Source organism: Winogradskyella helgolandensis, from assembly GCF_013404085.1.
In the GTDB taxonomy this organism is placed as follows: domain Bacteria; phylum Bacteroidota; class Bacteroidia; order Flavobacteriales; family Flavobacteriaceae; genus Winogradskyella; species Winogradskyella helgolandensis.
This window is the reverse complement of sequence record NZ_JABFHO010000001.1, coordinates 4,305,098-4,322,012: the sequence shown is the minus strand read 5'-3', so window position 1 is coordinate 4,322,012 and position 16,915 is coordinate 4,305,098. Positions and strand designations below refer to the sequence as shown.

The window sequence follows — 16,915 nt, the reverse complement described above, 5'->3', positions numbered from 1 at the left end:
AAAAGAACACAGTCTAACTAAAAACCAATTATCATGAAAACTATAGATATCAAAGCAAATAATCTTCAAAAAATGTTTAATGCATTAAAGAACACCATAGGAGGATCATATTCAACGCAGCTCAATGAAGCAGAATTATATATTGATAATGGATTAGGAAAAGGATTCATTAGAGGAATTGAATTAGGGCGTGATACAATCTTTGTAGAATTTGATATAAAATTTAAAGAAGATGTAAAGTTTTGTATTAAAAGTCCACAACGTGCTGTTGCTAATTTCCTATACTGCACTGAAGGTAAATTGTCACACTCTTTTGCTAATACAAATAAAATTAAAACGGTTGAAACATTTCAAACCGGAATCTCAGCGAATATAACAACTAACGAAAACCATATTTGTTTTTATAAGGATGTGTATGTTAATGCTACAATAATTTCAGTAAATACATCAAATAAGAGCTCCGAAGAGCACCCAATAAATAAAATGGTGTCTGAAATTTTTATAAAAAACAATACAGAAGATTATAGTTACATTGGGTCTTATAATTTAAAAATTGCAGACAGTATTAAGCAATTAAAGGCCATTAAACAAAGTGGTGTCGTAAGAACACTATTAATTCAAGGTATGGTAAATGTTATACTTGCTATGGAGATAGAACAACACTCGTTTGATATTACCAGTTCTCAAAATCCTACAGGTTCACTTACCGGGTTTGAGTTGAAACAAGTAAAAGAATTATCAGATTATATAAATAATTTTCCTGAAACGAACCTAAGTGTAATTGAGCTTGCAGCTAAGATTTCAATAAGTCCAGCAAAAGTACAAGAAGGATTTAAGATGATGCATGGAAAGACTTTAAACAATTACATACGATTTGTTAGAGTTAAAAAGTCTGAAGAGCTTATAAAAAGTACAGATTTAAATATTTCAGAGATTGTATATACGCTTGGTTTTTCTAGTAGAAGTTATTTTTCTAAAATCTTTAAAGAGCAATATAAATGTTCTCCGATAGAGTATAAACAAAACATTAAGTTAGCTGCAACAGCATAATATATAAGTAAAAAAGTGACTTGAAAAAGAAGAATAGTTAAATGTCAATTTGAGTGCAGTCTCAATATTAATGGCGATTGCACTCAAATTGATTATAATTAAAATTATACGTCAATTGTGAAGTATAGTTTTTAAAAATAGATTTAAGTTAGCTGTAACAGCATATTATATATCAATAGGAGGTTGTATAAGTATTTTAATCAATATTTATACAACCTCTTTTTTTTAAATTTCTTAATCAAAGATTAATGCAAATTTATATTTTTGATTCATGAATGATAATCTCATAAACGAATTCTTCGGAATTGGAATTCAGAATGGAAAAACACCTGAAAATCTCGGTGTACTGTGGCGATCAGCTCAAAATCTTGGTGCGAGTTTTATTTTTACCATTGGTAATCGTTATGCTAAACAGGCTTGTGACACGCACAATGCAGTTAAGTCAATGCCTTATTTTCATTATGAAACTTTTGAAGACTTCTTTAAAAATATACCAAAAGGAGCTCGACTTGTTGGTGTAGAATTAACAGATGAAGCACTTCCTTTGGAAACCTTTAATCATCCTAGGCGTTGTGTTTATTTATTGGGAGCAGAAGATCATGGATTGTCTAAGCAAGCCATCGAAAAGAGCCATTTTTTAATAAAATTCAATTCTCAATTAAGTCTTAATGTTTCCGTAGCAGGTAGTATTGTGATGTATGATAGAGGTATTGCTAAGCCAAGAGTTTAGATTCTAATTGAAACATCAACGCATAAAAAAACCTTGAATAATTAAATTCAAGGTTTTTTTTATAAAATTTAGTTTCTATAGTCGCTTTTATCAGTTAGTCACAATCGAGTCTTTATTCTATGTTCTAACAGTGAAGCGATCTTAGTTCTGTTTTATCCATTCATAGAAATCAAAAACTCTTCATTGTTTCTTGTTTGCTTAAAACGATCATTAATGAATTCCATAGCTTCAACCGGATTCATATCAGCTAGATACTTACGCATTACCCACATTCTTTGAATTGTAGTGGCGTCTAATAAAATATCATCACGTCTTGTACTTGATGATGTTAAATCGATAGCTGGGAAAATACGACGGTTAGAAATCTTACGATCTAATTGTAATTCCATATTACCAGTTCCTTTAAATTCTTCGAAGATTACTTCGTCCATTTTAGAACCGGTTTCAGTTAATGCCGTAGCAATAATAGTTAAAGAACCACCATTTTCAATATTACGAGCAGCACCGAAGAAACGTTTTGGTTTGTGTAAAGCATTAGCATCAACACCACCAGAAAGAATCTTTCCAGATGCTGGTTGTACCGAGTTATAAGCTCTTGCCAAACGTGTAATTGAATCTAAAAGAATCACTACATCATGGCCACATTCTACCAAACGTTTTGCTTTTTCTAAAACAATATTGGCAATTTTCACATGCTCGTGTGCTTCTTTATCAAAAGTAGAAGCAATCACTTCACCACGTACATTACGTTGCATATCTGTAACTTCTTCAGGACGTTCATCAATTAATAAAATCATTTGATAAACTTCAGGATGGTTGGCTGCAATAGCATTGGCAACATCCTTAAGTAACATGGTTTTACCCGTTTTTGGTTGCGATACGATCATACCACGTTGTCCTTTACCAATTGGCGCAAATAAATCCATAATACGTGTAGAAATTGTGGCTTGCTTTTCGGCAATATTAAATTTCTCTTGTGGAAATAATGGAGTTAAATGCTCAAAAGCAACTCTGTCTCTTACTACATTTGGTAATTGACCGTTAATCTTACTTACTTTTATTAATGGGAAATATTTTTCACCTTCTTTTGGAGGGCGTACATTTCCTAAAACTGTATCACCAACTTTTAATCCAAATAAACGAATTTGAGATTGCGATACGTAAATGTCATCAGGAGAGGATAGATAATTATAATCCGAAGATCTTAAAAAGCCATAACCATCTTGCATAACATCTAAAACACCTTCACTTTCAATAATGGCATCAAATTCAAAATCTGGCTCACGGTAGCGATTTCTGCTATCTCTATTTCCATTGTTTTTTGAATTACCATGCGTGTTACCATCTTTAGAACGTGGTTGTCTGTTATCCTTGTTTTGAGGACGTCTGTTGTCATCTTTTCGAGGATTAGGCTTCTTTTGTTCTTGAGGTTTATTGCTAGGCTTGTCTGTGTTTGTTTTGTCCTCGTTAGATTTTTTTTCTTGTGGCTTGCGCTCTACAGGTTTACGAGGATTAGGTTTATTTGGTGCTTGAGGTTTTGCTTTTGCTTCTTCTGGCTTGTCCACTAAGTCTAAAGATTTTTGGTCTTTAGTTTCTTTCGGTTTTTGTGGGACTCTAGCTCGTTTTGGTTGTGGTTTGCTTTCCTGTTTCTTTGGTGCTTCTGAAGTTTTAGTTGTTGCTGTTGTTGTTTCAGTTGCGACAGTAGCTTTAACGGCACTAGGATTTGCTGCTTGGTAATCTAAAATTTGATAAACCAAGTCTAATTTTTTTTGTGTACGGTATTTAGGTACGTTTAGTTGTTTCGCTATCTCCTGTAATTCAGGAAGTTTTTTAGCTTTTAACTGAGAAATTTCAAACATTCGTATGTTGTATATGTATTATAATTTGATATTATTAATTCAATGTTTTCTAGATGAAATAAAAAGAAAAAAAGTGAGATTAATTTGGAAGATTAGAAAGATGCAACTCAGAAGGTTACTTCTTTCTATTGCAATAATACAATTTTATTTTAAAATAATTTCTATCTTTTTAAAAAATAAACTCCTAATTTTGCATTCGTTTTAGAGTAAAAGATATGATTCAACGCATTCAAACCCTATATTTATTTTTAGCCGCTGTAATTTCAGCAGGTTTAATATTTGTGTTTCATTTGTGGACAGACAGTGAAGGAGTAAAGATATATGCACTAAATGATTATTTGTATTTAGGTATGTTTTTAGGCTCAGCTTTATTATCTTTGGCATCAATATTTAGATTTAAAGATAGGAAATCTCAATTTGTTTTGGGACGACTCAATATAGTATTAAACTTTGTTTTACTAGGAATCTTTGTATATCAATCGCTAAACTTATCTGGAGAAATTAACGTTTCTGAGAAAGGTATTGGGATTTTTCTTCCTGTTTTTTCTATTGTGTGTTTAGTCTTGGCTAACAAGGCTATAAAAAAGGATGAAGATCTCGTAAAATCTGTAGATCGATTACGATAGACCTAAAATCTTAGTAGTATTAGTGTGAAAAACCCAAACGCTGCCGTTTGGGTTTTTTTTGTTCATCGTTTTTCAAATTCAATAACCTCTAAATCTGTAATGTTAGCGCCATTAATCTTAAACCGTAACATCGTCCGCACTTTATGAAAACCATGTTTGCCGGCTGCCCCTGGATTCATATGTAATAGATTTAATTTTTTATCTGGCATTACTTTTAGAATATGTGAATGTCCTGTGATAAATAATTTGGGAGGATTAGCAACTAACGCATCGCGAACATTACTATTGTATTTTGGCGGATACCCACCAATATGAGTGATCCATACATCTACATCTTCACACATAAACCGGTTGTGCAATGGGAATTCAGTGCGTGCTTTAGCATCATCAATATTACCGTATACAGCTCTTAAAGGTTTTAGCTTTTTGATTTGGTCAGTGACTTCCAAATCACCAATGTCACCTGCATGCCAAACTTCATCAGCTTGCTTTACGTGTTTGAGAATAGCATCATCGATGTAACTATGAGTGTCTGATAAAAGGAGTATTTTTTTCATTTTATGCTGAACTAGTTTTAAAATTTCTTTCTTGGAAACAAGAAAACTATAACTTTATATTTTAGGATTTTTTTAGGAATTAAAACCGCTATCTTTGTAGCTTCTGAAGCAAAAATAATGTAATCTTTTGAGATATTTTTTAGAGTTATCATATAATGGTAAAGCATATCACGGTTGGCAAAATCAACCAAACGCTATTTCTGTACAAGAAGTATTAGAAAATGCGCTTTCTACTATATTAAAAACCAAAATATCTATAATGGGAGCAGGCAGAACAGATACAGGTGTGCATGCGTCGCAAATGTTTGCACATTTTGATTTTGAAGGAGATTTTAAATCGATGGATATCGTTTATAAACTGAATTCTTTTTTACCAAAGGATATTGCAGTTACTTCTGTTTTTGAAGTTAAGCCAGAAATACATGCTAGATTTTACGCTACAAGTAGAACCTATAATTATAAAGTTTCGACGTCTAAAAATGTATTTGATTATGATTTTGCATACCAGATACAAATGCCTTTGGATGTAGAAAAGATGAATGACGCATGTAAAATATTATTTGAGTATAAAGATTTTCAATGTTTTTCTAAGACTAATACAGACGTAAAAACCTACAATTGCGATATAAAGGAAGCGTATTGGACAAAAAATAATGACCAACTCGTTTTTACAATTACAGCAGATCGTTTTTTGAGAAATATGGTAAGAGCTATTGTTGGTACGATGATAAATATTGGTTTAGGAAAAATGAAGGTTGAAGAATTGCATGCAGTTATTGCATCAAAAAGTAGGAGTGAGGCTGGGTTTTCAGTGCCTGCACATGGATTATATTTAGTGAAAATAGTATATCCTGAAAGTATAAAAAATAATTAATTAGATTTCCGTTTTTGCGGAAAGTAGATACCGAGTCTAGTTCGGCACAAGATGGCAGAAAAAGGAAAAAAAATATTTGATGTTTCGTTATTCACGCGATTATTACAGTACATACAACCGTATCGTACGGTTTTTGTAATTTCATTATTGTGCGTTATTGGTTTGGCATTATTCGGTGCTTTTAGACCTTATGTTTTAAAAGAAGCTATTGACGTTAAAATTGCTAATAAGGAATATAATGGCTTTGTAATCTATATGGTTATAATGCTTGCGTTATTGATTTTGGAAGTTATTTCACAATTGCTCTTCATTTATTATGCGAGTTGGTTAGGACAATCCGTGGTCAGAGATATACGAGTGAAATTGTTTAAGCATATGCTTAAATTTAAAATGACGTATTTCGATAAATCTTCGGTTGGTATCCTAATTACAAGAGCAGTAACAGATATGGAGCGTATTGCTGATATTTTTGGGGAAGGCTTATTTATGATTTTTAGTGATGTCTTAAAAATGTTGGTAGTTGCTGGTTTTATGTCGTTAATAAATTTAAAACTGAGTCTTATTGTTTTTGTAACAATGCCAATAGTGTTATTTGCCACTAAAATTTTTCAAAAATATATGAAACGTGCTTTTGAAGACGTGCGTACTGAGGTTTCTAATCTCAATTCATTTGTACAAGAACGCGTTACTGGCATGAAGATTTTACAATTGTTTACGCGTGAAGATACAGAGTTTAAAAAGTTTAAAGCCATTAATGAACGCCATAAAAAAGGTTGGTTAAAAACTGTTTGGTATAATTCTATTTTCTTTCCAATTGCAGAATTTTTGGCGTCATTAACATTGGCCATGGTTATCTTAGTTGGTGGTTTTGATGCTGTTTTAGAAAATGGTACAACTACGTTAGGGGAGTTAATTTCATTTACGATGTTTATTCCAATGCTATTTAGGCCCTTAAATCAAATTGCGAATAAATTTAACACGCTTCAAATGGGAATGGTCGCTGCAGATCGTGTTTTTAAAGTATTAGATACAACCGCTAATATTGATGATTCTGGTACTATTGAAGCCAATCATTTTAAAGGACATATTTCATTTGAAGACGTACGCTTCTCTTATATTAAAGATGAAGAAGTTCTCAAAGGAATCTCTTTCAATGTTAACGCAGGAGAGACTGTTGCCATTGTTGGTGCAACAGGGGCTGGGAAATCTACCATCATTAATTTATTAAATCGTTTTTATGATATCAATTCAGGAACGATAAAAGTTGATGATATAGATATTAAGGATATGACTTTGAGTTCGCTTAGAAGTCAGATAGCTGTTGTACTTCAAGATGTGTTTTTATTTGCAGATACCATATTGAATAACATTACGTTAAATAATGAAAACATCACAGAGGAGGATGTGGTAAACGCAGCTAAGGCTATTGGAATTCACGATTTTATTTCTAGTCTTCCCAATGGTTATCATTATAATGTGAAAGAACGCGGAGTCATGTTGTCTTCTGGTCAGCGCCAATTAATTTCGTTTTTGAGAGCGTATGTCACCAACCCAAGTATTTTAATTTTAGATGAAGCAACCTCTTCTGTAGATTCACATTCCGAACAACTTATACAAGATGCAACCGATAAAATAACAAAAGGAAGAACCTCAATTGTTATAGCACACCGTTTAGCAACCATACAACAAGCTGATAAAATTATTATAATGGATAATGGTCAAATTGTAGAAATAGGAACGCATCAATCACTTTTAAAACAAGAAGGAGGGTACTACAAAAATCTTTATGAAGTTCAGTTTTTAAAGGTTGAAGTGGTTTAATCTTATTTAATTTGGTCTAAAATCTTCAAAATTAATCAGTCCTGTTAATAAGGCAATAATCATGAGTCCTAGAATATAAAAAATGTACAGAACGCCAAAAAAAGATAAGAACACCATAATCTGACCTATAAATTCTAAGCCATGAATTTTACTTATTCTGAATAAACTCCATAGCAAATACAATATTAAAAATGTAAGTGCAAATATAGAATAAGTCATATAGGCTTGTGGCACTATAATTAGAATAAAGATGGATGGGATAATGCTTGTGATGCTATATTGAGCCATTAAATAGGTGAAGGCAACGGTTCTTTCTGTAATATTATAGTTTCGTTTTTTTAAAATTAACCAGCTCGCAGCAACCAATAACGGAATATAGGAAATGAAAATTAATGATGCATATTCAGTTGTTAACGACTGTATTTTCGTCATGTAATTCTGGTTCATACCTTGATTAAATACATCGTAGTTTACCTCAAGTTGATTTTTTTTCATTAAATAAATAATGATACCAGTAAGTGTTAAGGCAATCCCTAAGTAGCTAATGGGATTTACATATTTTTTACGTACACCTTCAATGTAGTCTCCAACGACGTCTTCAGGTCTAGTAAATAGTCTTATGAAGGTTCTGAGTAGTTTGTTATCATAATTAAAAAAGGTTTCACTCAGATGCTCAAAAAGATTTCTAAAAGTCAAACGATTTCTAATCACTTTACCACCACAGCTTTTGCAATAGTCGTCTTTTGTTGATAGCTCTGTGTGGCAGTTTTTACAATTCATAATTTAAATTTTAAAATAACCACTGAAAAATAAAACTATAGCCGCTATTAGAATTATGATAAAATAGATAACGACATAAAAGGCCATCACAATTAAAAATTTAGCAATGGTATTCCAGAAATCTTCTTTAAATATTTTTTTTAATACATATCCTAAATAGATGAATGTTGGTAACCCAAGGAGACTAGATACGATGAGGTAATTCATTCCAGTAACTAAGAATAATATGCTAAATACAGCTGTTATTATGATAATTTGAGCTGAATAATATAGATTTAAGACGAGGTGTTCAGTGAAATTAAAGCGTTTGTTTCCAAAAAGATAATACACAAGCCAAGTCGCCAAAGCGGATACTGGAACACCTAAAATATATATTAAACCTTGATATTTTGTGAAGATATCTGGATTAAAACTTGCCATAGGATTGATGTCTTGTTCTGGCATGTTTTCAATAGTTGTAATAAACTCAGGAGAAAATTCTAATGCTTCTTTAAAAAATGTAGTGATTAAAAATACTTGAATACCAGCTAATGTCAATGAAATTGCAAAATATTGAAGGACATCAATATACTTTTTTCGTGTACCATCAATGTAACCTATAATTACAGTTTCAGGTTGTTTGAAAAGGTCAATAAATGTGCGAAGAAATTTGTTGTCAATGGAAATAAACTGTGCATTCACTTGCTGAGCCAATACTTTTGGCTTTAGTCGATTTTGAATGATTTTCGCGCCACATTCATCACAAAACTTCTGTGATTCTTTAAGCGTGTTATTGCAATTTTTACAATTCACTAGCCTAAATCGTGTTTAATTTTATCTCTAAGTTCGTCCGTATTTTTAAACATTTCGAATTCACCATTTTTGATATAAGAAATCTGTCCGGTTTCTTCACTCACACAAAGGGCTAAAGCATCTGTTTTTTCAGTAATTCCAATAGCAGCTCTATGACGTAAGCCAAAACGCTCTGGAATGTTTTTTTCGTTATTCACAGGAAGAATAACACGTGTAGCTTTTACTACATTGTTATCAATAATAATAGCACCATCGTGTAGTGGGCTATTTTTGAAAAAGATACTCTCTATAATAGGCTGAGACACTAAAATATTCATTTCGTCTCCTGTATTGGTGAGAAAATCTAAGTTGTTATTGCGTTCAATAACGATTAAGGCTCCCGTGTTTGAAGCTCCCATTTTATTACAAGCATTGATTATTGCATCGACATCTGTTGTGGTTTGATCGTCATTTTTAAGAAACTTAAAGTTTTTAAAAAGATTCCGTTTGCCTCCAATATTAGTGGAGCCAACCATTAAAAGAAACTTTCTAATTTCGGGTTGGAAGACAACGATAAGCGCTATAATTCCAACTTTCATAAAACCATCAAAAATGCTGTAGAGCATATGCATATTGAGGTAGTCCGTTAATCGCCAAGCAAAATAAATGATGAGAATACCAATAAAAATATTGATGGCAACCGTACCTTTTACAAGTTTGTAGATGTAATAGAGTAGGATAGCCACAAGGAAGACATCCACAAAGTCTATAAATCTAAAATCCCAAAGTTGTAAGTTTTCCAAAAGGTTGGTGTTTCTGCTAATTTAAGAATTTATGTTTAGTACGTAAGAAAAAATCATAATTGTTACCTTATTTACTTTTTCGGTATAAAAAAAATTACACCCCTAAAGTCCCCTCAAGAAGACAATCCAAGAAAGTTTAATTTGTCCGTTGTCCCCTTGAGGGGACTTTAGGGGTGTTTTTTCAAAACGTATAAAATCTTTTTTTTATTTAATAAATGAATTCGTTCAAATCCACCGAAATTAAATCTGATGACAAAGAATTAACTCTTCTTTTAATCGTTATGTAATCTTGAAATGATAAATTATTACTTAAGTATATCTGTAAATGAATTCCAATAAAATTAATTTCCGTCAACTTATCAAGCTCATTTTTTAGCTCATCCATATTTAACTTTTGTTCACCAATTTCAAAGTGATTACTATCTTTGAAGATTAATGGAATTGTAGAACTAGCGTGAAATCCTGCAATTCTTTTTAAGTTTTCTTCGGTAGGCATATTGTATTTATGATATACTGTATCAATTTTGATTTTTTCTTTGAATACCACATCCGTAAACTCTAAAAACCCCAAATTCCCAATACTCGTATCATTACAAGTAAAATAATTTTTAGCATCTTCATTTTTATGCATTTCTGCATTCCGCTTTTTATCTTGTAAGAATTTAATATGAGGAATCGCTTGTTTTAACGTTAAGCGTTTGTCCACATTAACTAACCAATTCGTGGTAATGATTAAATTTTTCCGATTTAATAAGGTGGAGTCGGGTTGGGTTTCATCATAAAAAATATAAGCTGGTGATACGTCTAAGACTTCTGTGATTTCTGCGTTTTCAATTTCAGGAAGAAGTAAGGTACGTTCGTTGTTGCAACTAAATAGGGATAGAATAATTAGTAAATAGATGTAGCGCATTCTGTGTTATAATTTAATATTCTGTGTTTTTTATTTTATAGGATAGACCTGCTAGGTCTTAGACTAACTCTGTAGCTGATTGTAAAGCGTCACACATTCTATAGCTTCCTTGACGTCGTGAACCCGTAAAATTTTAGCTCCTTTTTGTAAAGCAACCATGTTTAAAGCAGTTGTGCCGTTTAAAGCATCTTCAGAAGTTGAATTTAGCGTTTTGTAAATCATAGATTTCCTTGAAACACCAGCTAAAATAGGTTTGTCAGTCAATTGAAGCAATTCTAGTTGATTCAATAATTCAAAGTTTTGTTCAACGGTCTTTGAAAACCCAAATCCAGGATCAATAATAATATCATTAATTTTTTCTTGGTGAGCCGCTGCAATACGTTCTGCAAAATAAGCAATCACCTCTTTAGTTAAATCATCATATTGCGTTTGCTGTTGCATAGTTTTAGGATTCCCTTTCATATGCATCATAATATAAGGCACAGCTAATTTTCCAACGGTAGAGAGCATGTTTTTATCTAGCTTTCCTCCTGAAATGTCATTAACTAGTGCAGCTCCTGCTTCAATACTTTGTTTAGCAACCTCACTTCTAAAGGTGTCAATAGAAATTAAAGTGTCAGGAAAATGTTTCAAGATTAATTTAATTACTGGTATAACACGATTCAATTCTTCTTCCTCACTTACATCATCAGCATTTGGTCGAGAACTATAGCCACCAATATCAATAAAAGTAGCTCCATGGTTCAGCATCGTTTCAACTTGAACCAAAATTTCAGATTCATTCTTGTATTTACCACCATCAAAAAACGAATCGGGAGTCACATTCAGAATTCCCATCACTTTTGGTGTGGATAAATCGATAAGTTTGCCTTTACAGTTAATATTCAAAAATTTTAGTTTTTTAAATTCAAAATCCAAAAAGGTTTTTAGGAGAGAATTGTCGTGTTTATCTCTTATTTTATTTGCGACTTTACGCCGTAGCGCGAAACAAAACAACTTTAAACCCTGAAACCTTGAACTTCTAATTTATTTGTCCGAAATTTACGGAAATTTATACGTAATAAATGCAAGATACTTCAAAACAATACGATGCTGTTATCGCTAAATGTAGAGCGCTTTTTGTAAATAAAATGAGTGATTACGGTAGTGCATGGCGCATTTTAAGATTACCTTCACTAACCGATCAGATTTTTATAAAAGCACAACGCATTAGGGGATTACAGCAAAATGCGGTAAGAAAAGTAGATGAAGGTGAAGTAAGTGAGTTTATTGGCATTATTAATTATTGTTTAATGGCGTTAATTCAATTAGAAAAAGGAGTGGTAGAACAACCCGATTTAAACACTGAAGAAGCAGCTAAACTCTACGATGAAAAAATTGCACTCACCAAACAATTAATGCTCGATAAGAATCATGATTATGGTGAAGCCTGGAGAGATATGCGTGTAAGTTCGTTAACGGATTTAATCTTACAGAAATTATTGCGTGTTAAGCAGATTGAAGATAACGCAGGAAAAACGCTTGTTAGTGAGGGTATTGATGCTAATTATCAGGATATGATTAATTATGCGATTTTTGCTTTAATTCACCTAAACGAAGCTAATTAATTTGTTATAAGTATTGGTCGCTGAATGTAGTCGAAGTGATATTTGAATAGATAAGAGAATAACCCTAAAAATAGATTCCTGCTTTCGCAGGAATTACAAGAATTTATGAAATACATAGTACAACTTAGCAGAATTTTCACAGGAATATTATTTATCATTTCAGGATTTATAAAGCTAAATGATCCTTTAGGGTTTTCGTATAAACTTGAAGAATATTTTAGTTCAGATGTCTTAAATATCGAATTTCTAATCCCATATGCACTTGGTATTTCAGTGCTTGTTGTAGTGTTTGAAGTGGTGTTAGGAGTTTTCTTGTTAATTGGCTACAAACCAAAATTTACGGTTTGGAGCTTGCTGTTAATGATTGTATTCTTTACGTTCCTAACATTTTATTCGGCGTATTTCGATAAAGTAAAAGATTGTGGTTGCTTTGGTGATGCCTTAGCAATGACACCTTGGGAAAGCTTCTCAAAAGATGTGGTGTTGCTAGTGTTAATTTTAATATTGTTTGTTGGAGTAAAACATATCAAACCAATTTTTTCAAAATTACCTACAACCGTAATTGCGTTATTGAGTTTTATTGTATCGCTTTGGTTTGGATACCATGTGTTAATGCATTTACCTTCTATAGATTTTAGAGCCTATGCCATTGGGAATAATTTACCTGAGGAGATGGCAATTCCAGATGATGCTCAGAAACCAATTTTAGAGTACACATGGACGTTTAATGTCAATGGTGAAGAACAAGAATTTGTAACCAATGGAAGTTATCCAAGTGTCGATGGTGAGTATGTTGGTGTAGAAACTAAAACTATTGATGAAGGATATATTCCTGCTATTCAAGATTTTTCTATAGAATCTGATGAAGAAGACTTAACGAGTTATTTCTTAGAGAAAGACAAATTAGTGATGATTGCGATGTATAATGTCAATAAAGGAGAAAGTGAAGGTATGGCAAAGTTAAAATCTTTTGCTGATGACGCCATGAAAAAGGAATATACTGTAATTGGTTTATCGTCTTCTGGACCTGCAGACAAAGCACAGGTAAAAGCAGATTATAATCTAGATTTTGATATTTACCTATGTGATGAGAAAGTCGTAAAAACGATAGTGCGTGCAAATCCTGGAATTATCATATTAAACAAAGGAACTGTCGTAAATAAAGCACATTGGAATGATATTGAAGATATTGAGTTGTAATTTATGGCGCAATATTTTAGTGTCAGTTTCTAATTAAACGATGTTTTAACTGAGTTTTATAACACCCCATTTTTTTGATAAGATATTTAATCAATAAAATCTTTTATGCCTTTATCACCTTGTTAGGTGTAATAACCGTCATTTTCTTTTTATTCAATAAACTTGGTGATCCTGCAAAAATGATGCTAGGGCAAAACCAATCAGAAGAACAGGTTATTGCAGTAAAGAAGAAATACGGATTTGATAAACCCATTGGAACACAATTTTTATATTATTTGAATGATTTATCTCCAATATCATTTCATTCTAACACGCCAAAAGATTACACCTATTTAGGACCTAATAAATATACAGCAACTAAGTTATTCAGTTTTGGAAATACCACGACGGTTATTAAAGCACCTTATTTACGAGAATCGTTTGCTAAACAAGGGAAAAAGGTGACTCAAATTATTGGAGAGACTATTCCTAATACGTTTGTTTTAGCGATTTCAGCTATTGTAATCGCTATTATTTTGGGAGTTGTTTTCGGTATTATTTCAGCATTGTATAAAGATACTTGGATAGATAAAACCATTCAAATATTAAGCACATTTGGAATGAGTGTACCCTCATTTTTTAGTGCTATTCTGTTCGCTTGGCTGTTTGGTTTTGTATTGCATAAGTACACTAATTTAGAAATGACAGGCAGTTTATATGAGCTCGATGATTTTGGTGAAAAAATGAACATTCAATGGAAAAACCTAATTTTACCAGCAATCGTATTAGGTATTCGACCATTAGCCGTTGTTATTCAATTAATGCGGAATTCACTATTAGAAGTTTTAAATCAAGATTATATAAGAACCGCTAGAGCCAAAGGGTTGAGCGAATTTCAGGTGATTAAAAATCATGCTGTAAAAAATGCATTAAATCCTGTAGTGACAGCAATTTCAGGTTGGTTTGCATCGATGTTGGCAGGAGCTGTTTTTGTAGAATATATTTTTGGTTGGAATGGTTTAGGGAAGGAAATTGTAAATGCATTAAATACTTTAGATTTACCCGTAATAATGGGAGCCGTTTTAGTTATCGCTATCATCTTTATTACGATTAATATTTTTGTAGATGTTATTTATGCTTGGTTAGATCCTAGAGTGAAGTTATCGTAATGAAATACTGATAATTGTCAATTTACTATTATCTTTATTGTATTATTTTTGTGTCTAAAATTAAAAATTCAATATACTTATATTATGAGAAAACATATCGTAGCCGGAAACTGGAAAATGAATAACGATTTACCTCAGACGGAACTTTTATTAACCGACTTATTAAAGCAAAATCAAACATCAGATGCTGAGGTTATGATTGCGCCAACGTTTACAAATTTATGGCAAGCGTTTGAATCTTTAAGACAAGAGTCTATAGAGGTTATTGCTCAGAACATGCACTTTGCAGAAAATGGAGCTTATACAGGTGAAATTAGTGCAAGCATGCTAAAAAGTATTGGGATTAAAACCGTTATTCTTGGTCATAGTGAGCGTCGTGCTTATTACAATGAAACAGATGAGTCTTTGGCTAAAAAAGTAGATGCTGCTTTAGCAAATGATATGCGTTCAATTTTTTGTTTTGGAGAAGAATTACAAGATAGAAAATCTGGAAACCATGAAGCGATTGTTGAAGGTCAGATTAAAAATGCACTATTTCATTTAGAAGCTGATGCTTTTAAAAATATCGTTTTAGCTTATGAACCTGTTTGGGCCATTGGTACAGGTGAAACTGCTAGCCCTGAGCAAGCACAAGATATGCATGCATTCATTAGAAAAACTTTGGCGGATAAGTACGGAAATAATGTTGCTGATTCTGTTTCTATCCTTTATGGAGGAAGTGTAAAACCAAATAATGCAAAAGAAATTTTTGGTAAGCCAGATGTTGATGGTGGATTAATTGGTGGTGCAGCACTTAACGCAGAAGATTTTTATGCGATTGTTAATGCATTTTAAATAGCTTATTGCTATAATTTAAAAGTCCTTAAATGAATTGAATACTATCAATCATTTAAGGACTTTTTTTTGTGTTTATAATGGTGAGCATGCTCTCTTAATCTATATCTAGAATTAGATACCAATTTCTACCTGAAAGCGTACATACCAATCATTGGCTGTGCTGTTATCAAAATAGTTGAGTTCGCTATTGGTAATTTCAGCCTGTAATTTTAAAGCATGTTCCCAGATATATTTCGTCACACCAAGACTGTATTGATTAGTTTGTGGAGTTAGTGTTTCAATATCTTTATGAGGCTCTTGATAAGAATAACGGCCGACAAGCTCATAATTATTATAAAAAATATAACTCAATTGAGCATCAAAACCACTTCCTGCAAAAACATATCTCGATTCTAAAGCATCCTCTGGATTAATAGTTATTGCATCATCCGTAGTTCTATTCATATAAGCCGTTTGAAACGCCCAACCATTATATTTCACAATAGCATCTAATAATACGGATTGTATATCGCGTTGTTCAAAGAGTTCATCACCAATGGTACCTCGAGTTCTACGCGCATTATTATTGAAATGATACACACCAGAGAGCATTAATTTGGGGGTTTCTTCTCGTTTTATATCACCTTCAAACAATGTTCCATTACTTTTAAAAGCTCCGAAAGGAAAGAGCTCTAATCTCCCTGTAAAGGCTAAGCCATTATCAGGTTCTTTTGTCCAATTACGTCCCTCACCAGTACTAATAGCTGTTTTTACGTTATAGGAGAATTTGTCTTGTAATTCATTTAGATAATAGACTTGTAACCCAAAATCTCTATCAATGTTGAATCGCGAATTGTTAATAGAACGATCGGTTAGCTGTAAAGCACCTGAGGAATTTATCCGCTGTCTGTTTCCAGGTAATTTGGTTTGTCCAAAACCAATATTCCAATGATCGTTAGGTCTGTAAAATACTATTGCATCTCTGATGATATTAAGGTTGTCTCCATCCTCAATAGCACCAACATCATTTGGTGAAAATGATAATTGAATCACATAAATAATGCTTGGGTCACCGACATAACCATCAAAACGCAAACGCAAACGTCTAATCATGGCTTCATAACCGTCTTCTTCATCCTCATTATTTAAATAGGTTAAACGGTTCTGCATTCTAAAACGAATATTCAGCTTAAAAATACTGTCTGGAGAGGTAATACCTAAACCTTTACCATAGCTGTAATAAGGTAATGCAGAGAGTTTTATGTCGTTATTCTCTTGCCCAATAGATATTTGAGATAAAACTAGAAACAGAATGCCTACAATATATTTATTCATATCATTTTAATTTAATGCAAAAGTAATA

General features: G+C 32.4%; 17 protein-coding genes. 9 read left to right on the top strand and 8 right to left on the bottom strand.

Annotated elements, in window-relative coordinates:
• The first annotated feature begins 33 nt into the window (after window positions 1-33).
• Both HM992_RS18390 and HM992_RS18385 read left to right on the top strand, forming a co-directional pair.
• On the top strand, window positions 34-1,050 hold the full coding sequence (locus tag HM992_RS18390) for a helix-turn-helix domain-containing protein (protein WP_179320957.1): 1,017 nt from the start codon (window positions 34-36) through the stop codon (window positions 1,048-1,050).
• 271 nt (window positions 1,051-1,321) lie between these two features.
• Entirely contained in the window at window positions 1,322-1,780 is a 459-nt protein-coding gene (locus tag HM992_RS18385) for an RNA methyltransferase (RefSeq protein ID WP_178983679.1), read from the top strand.
• A gap of 152 nt (window positions 1,781-1,932) precedes the next feature.
• Here the strand turns inward: HM992_RS18385 and rho are convergent, their stop codons facing one another.
• The gene (gene rho, locus HM992_RS18380; RefSeq protein ID WP_178983680.1) at window positions 1,933-3,639 is read right to left on the bottom strand and encodes a transcription termination factor Rho; all 1,707 of its coding nucleotides are present in this window, start codon (window positions 3,637-3,639) and stop codon (window positions 1,933-1,935) included.
• Between the two features lie 215 nt (window positions 3,640-3,854).
• Between rho and HM992_RS18375 the strand changes: the two genes are divergently transcribed.
• The gene (locus HM992_RS18375) at window positions 3,855-4,265 is read left to right on the top strand and encodes a DUF4293 domain-containing protein (protein WP_179320955.1); all 411 of its coding nucleotides are present in this window, start codon (window positions 3,855-3,857) and stop codon (window positions 4,263-4,265) included.
• A 62-nt stretch (window positions 4,266-4,327) separates the two neighbouring features.
• Here HM992_RS18375 and HM992_RS18370 read toward each other — a convergent pair whose 3' ends face one another.
• The gene (locus HM992_RS18370; protein ID WP_179320953.1) at window positions 4,328-4,822 is read right to left on the bottom strand and encodes a metallophosphoesterase family protein; all 495 of its coding nucleotides are present in this window, start codon (window positions 4,820-4,822) and stop codon (window positions 4,328-4,330) included.
• Between the two features lie 127 nt (window positions 4,823-4,949).
• Here HM992_RS18370 and truA point away from each other — a divergent pair, with 127 nt between their 5' ends.
• Together truA and HM992_RS18360 are read left to right on the top strand one after the other, a co-directional pair.
• The gene (gene truA / locus HM992_RS18365) at window positions 4,950-5,696 is read left to right on the top strand and encodes a tRNA pseudouridine(38-40) synthase TruA (RefSeq protein ID WP_179320951.1); all 747 of its coding nucleotides are present in this window, start codon (window positions 4,950-4,952) and stop codon (window positions 5,694-5,696) included.
• Between the two features lie 51 nt (window positions 5,697-5,747).
• Window positions 5,748-7,517, top strand: a complete 1,770-nt coding sequence (locus HM992_RS18360) for an ABC transporter ATP-binding protein (protein ID WP_179320949.1) — start codon at window positions 5,748-5,750, stop codon at window positions 7,515-7,517.
• A gap of 6 nt (window positions 7,518-7,523) precedes the next feature.
• Here HM992_RS18360 and HM992_RS18355 read toward each other — a convergent pair whose 3' ends face one another.
• The 5 genes from HM992_RS18355 to folP all read right to left on the bottom strand — a co-directional run bounded on the left by HM992_RS18355 (window position 7,524) and on the right by folP (window position 11,669).
• Entirely contained in the window at window positions 7,524-8,297 is a 774-nt protein-coding gene (locus HM992_RS18355; RefSeq protein ID WP_178983685.1) for a DUF3667 domain-containing protein, read from the bottom strand.
• 3 nt (window positions 8,298-8,300) lie between these two features.
• Complete coding sequence (locus HM992_RS18350) at window positions 8,301-9,089, bottom strand: DUF3667 domain-containing protein (protein ID WP_179320947.1); 789 nt, start codon at window positions 9,087-9,089, stop codon at window positions 8,301-8,303.
• Window positions 9,089-9,871, bottom strand: coding sequence for a diadenylate cyclase CdaA (gene cdaA / locus HM992_RS18345; protein WP_178983687.1), 783 nt, complete (start codon window positions 9,869-9,871; stop codon window positions 9,089-9,091). Before cdaA ends, HM992_RS18350 begins: the two co-directional genes overlap by 1 nt.
• A gap of 208 nt (window positions 9,872-10,079) precedes the next feature.
• Window positions 10,080-10,781, bottom strand: coding sequence for a hypothetical protein (locus HM992_RS18340; protein WP_179320945.1), 702 nt, complete (start codon window positions 10,779-10,781; stop codon window positions 10,080-10,082).
• Window positions 10,782-10,844: 63 nt separating this feature from the next.
• A complete protein-coding gene (gene folP, locus HM992_RS18335; protein ID WP_179320943.1) occupies window positions 10,845-11,669 on the bottom strand; it encodes a dihydropteroate synthase in 825 nt (274 codons plus the stop codon).
• A gap of 176 nt (window positions 11,670-11,845) precedes the next feature.
• Between folP and HM992_RS18330 the strand changes: the two genes are divergently transcribed.
• The 4 genes from HM992_RS18330 (at window position 11,846) to tpiA (ending at window position 15,570) form a co-directional block, all read left to right on the top strand.
• Complete coding sequence (locus tag HM992_RS18330) at window positions 11,846-12,388, top strand: DUF1599 domain-containing protein (RefSeq protein WP_178983690.1); 543 nt, start codon at window positions 11,846-11,848, stop codon at window positions 12,386-12,388.
• A 105-nt stretch (window positions 12,389-12,493) separates the two neighbouring features.
• Entirely contained in the window at window positions 12,494-13,588 is a 1,095-nt protein-coding gene (locus tag HM992_RS18325) for a BT_3928 family protein (protein WP_179320941.1), read from the top strand.
• A 74-nt stretch (window positions 13,589-13,662) separates the two neighbouring features.
• Window positions 13,663-14,736, top strand: coding sequence for an ABC transporter permease (locus HM992_RS18320; protein WP_179320939.1), 1,074 nt, complete (start codon window positions 13,663-13,665; stop codon window positions 14,734-14,736).
• Window positions 14,737-14,820: 84 nt separating this feature from the next.
• Window positions 14,821-15,570 carry a triose-phosphate isomerase gene (tpiA, locus tag HM992_RS18315; RefSeq protein ID WP_179320937.1) on the top strand — a complete coding sequence of 250 codons (750 nt, stop codon included), beginning with the start codon at window positions 14,821-14,823 and terminating at the stop codon, window positions 15,568-15,570.
• Between the two features lie 114 nt (window positions 15,571-15,684).
• Here tpiA and HM992_RS18310 read toward each other — a convergent pair whose 3' ends face one another.
• Window positions 15,685-16,887 (bottom strand): porin, encoded by a 1,203-nt coding sequence (locus tag HM992_RS18310; RefSeq protein WP_179320935.1) that lies wholly within the window; start codon window positions 16,885-16,887, stop codon window positions 15,685-15,687.
• Window positions 16,888-16,915 lie beyond the last annotated feature (28 nt).